General features: G+C 53.3%; 1 protein-coding gene. It reads left to right on the top strand.

The features are described from left to right. The first annotated feature begins 70 nt into the window (after positions 1 to 70). Positions 71 to 2,398 carry a hypothetical protein gene (locus CFLAV_RS31460; RefSeq protein ID WP_007418994.1) on the top strand — a complete coding sequence of 776 codons (2,328 nt, stop codon included), beginning with the start codon at positions 71 to 73 and terminating at the stop codon, positions 2,396 to 2,398. The last annotated feature ends 125 nt before the right edge of the window (positions 2,399 to 2,523 follow it).

Here is a 2,523-nt window from a genome sequence, read left to right as displayed (position 1 = left end):
AACTCAAGATTGTGTGATATACCACCTCCGCTTTTGTGACCAAATACAAAGACACAAAGGAGAATACCAAATGAGACCATCGATTCGCGCATTTTTCGTCACGCTTCTTTTCATGGTCACCTGTATGGGCCACCTTTCTGATTTGACCGCTGGCAGTTTCACTGACGCGGACTGGACCAGTTTGAACGGGCTTCCTGGGGCTAACGGCAAGGTCTCCACGGTAGTGATCAACACCAATTCGGGATTGGTTTACATCGGCGGAAATTTTCAATTTGCCGGCACAACGATCGTAAGCAACGTGGCGGTTTGGGATGGGATCACCTGGAAAAGTCTCGGTAACGGTTTGAAGGGCACTGTCTCCGCCCTGGCACTTGATGACCAGGGTAATCTTTATGTTGGCGGAAGCTTCACAACTACAGGCGGCATCTTTGCCACCAACATTGCCAGGTGGGATGGCACATCGTGGTCGGCGCTGGGATCCGGCACGAGCGATTCCGTATTGGCGCTGGCATTCGACAACTCGGGAACTCTCTATGCAGGCGGCAGCTTCACCAATATCGGGGGCATTTTGGCCAGCAACATCGCTGCGTGGGACGGAGCGCATTGGTCGGCGGTTGGTGCCGGGCTTACCAATCGTGTAGCAGCTCTTTCCGCCGATGCGTCAGGCCTTTTCGCCAGCAGTACCCGGGGGTCCTTGCTACCCGCTGTTGCCCAACTCTCTTTCTGGAACGGTCAAGCATGGTCGCAGCTTCCCATGCAGGCTGGCACAAACAAAATTCAAACGGTTACGGGAATTAGCGCCGATGGTTCGGGAGACCTCTTTATCGGCGCATCTCTCTATCCTTCCGGGTCAGGTGCTGTTTTGAAATGGAGTGGAGGTAATTGGACAATTTTGCCCGGACCAATCTATGGTCAAGTTAATGCATTTGGCTTCGACAATTCCGGAAATCTGTTCGTTGGGGGCCTCTTCTCAAACATTGGCGGGGATCCCTACTTGCACGGCGGAGTGTCCGCGATGAACGTCGCTAAATGGGATGGAAATAATTGGTCGGCACCAGGCGGCGGCATAGGCCAGTCGGGAAGTCCCGTCCTCGCGGTCGCGCTGGATGGCTGGGGAAATCTTTATGCAGGAGGCACCCTGACCGCAGGCTATTTTTCGCAGGAAGACGGTATCGCAAAATGGGACGGGACCAACTGGACAACCATCCAGAACGTCACTCTCGGCCCGGCATTGACGGTTGCACAGGACACAATCAATCCCCCCGCCTGTTATGCAAGCGCAGTGGATTCAAAGGGAAATTTATTTGTTGGCGGAGATTTCGGAGCTTGGAAATGGGACGGAACCAATTGGACCCTGTTGGGAAGAGTAAGTTTGCTCAATAGCTCAATCCCCCAGGTTAACGCGCTCGTTGTGGACAGCGACGATAATGTCTATATCGGTGGCTATTTTGAGGCCGTCGGCAGCGTCTCGGTAACAAACCTCGCGAAATGGGACGGAACCAATTGGTCAGCCTTTGGGTCGCAAGCTCCAATCACAGCCATGACGATGGACTCCGCGGGAAATCTCTACGTTGCAAACCAGGGCTACAGCAGGGTGATGCAATGGGTCAGGCAATACAATCACTGGAACGATCTCGGCCTTTTAAACATCGCGTTTGCCGGGTCCATAAACGCGTTGCTTGTGGACGCATCAAACAACCTTTACGTAGCCGGAACTTCAATGGAATCGTTCAACTATGATTCCGGCAATTACGACACCTTCAATTATGTCGCAAAGTGGGTTCCCTCCAAATTTGAGTGGGAAGCTCTTGGATCAGGTCCGTCAAATCCCGTGGCTTCTCTCGCCATCGATGCTTTCGGAAATCTCTATGCGGGAGGATATCCGGGAATGGTGGAAAAATGGGATGGCGTTACCTGGAAAAGCTTCGGACCTTCCTTCCCGATCACCATCGACGCCCTGCGTTTCGACGCCTTCGGAAATCTCTATGCCGGCGCGTCCTGGTCAGCGCAGCAGTCGCTTTTGAAATGGGACGGTGCGCAATGGACGACGAACTTCTTCGGTTCGGGCGTTAATGGATCGGTTAACACGTTTGCAATCGACGGCTCACGCCTCTATGTGGGCGGTAACTTCACCACGGCAGGCACGAACTATTCCGCATACATCGCCAGGGCAAATCTACCCGATTCGCTGGTTGGACTCACCCCGGCAAACCATGACTCCGGAACAATCTCATGGTCTCTTCCCGGTCCTTCCGGCCGGACCTGTTACCTCCAGACCAGCACGGACCTTGTGAACTGGACCAATTTCTCCACCAACATTTGCGGCCCCAATGGCCTCTGGAATTTCACCGTCCCCGCCACACTGACGCGGCAATACTTCAGAGCCGCACTGCAGTAAAAACTAAAGATCTGCTGGCACGGGGATCAAAAAGGGGTCGAAAAAACGGCGGTCCAAGTTATTTACACAAGCACAAATTTCAAACCTTAGCGGAAAAATAATTCGCTCCCTTGTTCACCCTTCCT

The organism is Pedosphaera parvula Ellin514 (assembly GCF_000172555.1).
Taxonomy (GTDB): Bacteria; Verrucomicrobiota; Verrucomicrobiia; order Limisphaerales; family Pedosphaeraceae; genus Pedosphaera.
The sequence above is the reverse complement of the archived record's forward strand: the minus strand, read 5'-3'. Positions and strand labels throughout refer to the sequence as shown.

Bases quoted from the DNA above. Each gene is read 5' to 3' on its own strand.
- CFLAV_RS31460 (WP_007418994.1), top strand. From the start codon at position 71: ATGAGACCATCGATTCGCGCATTTTTCGTCACGCTTCTTTTCATGGTC.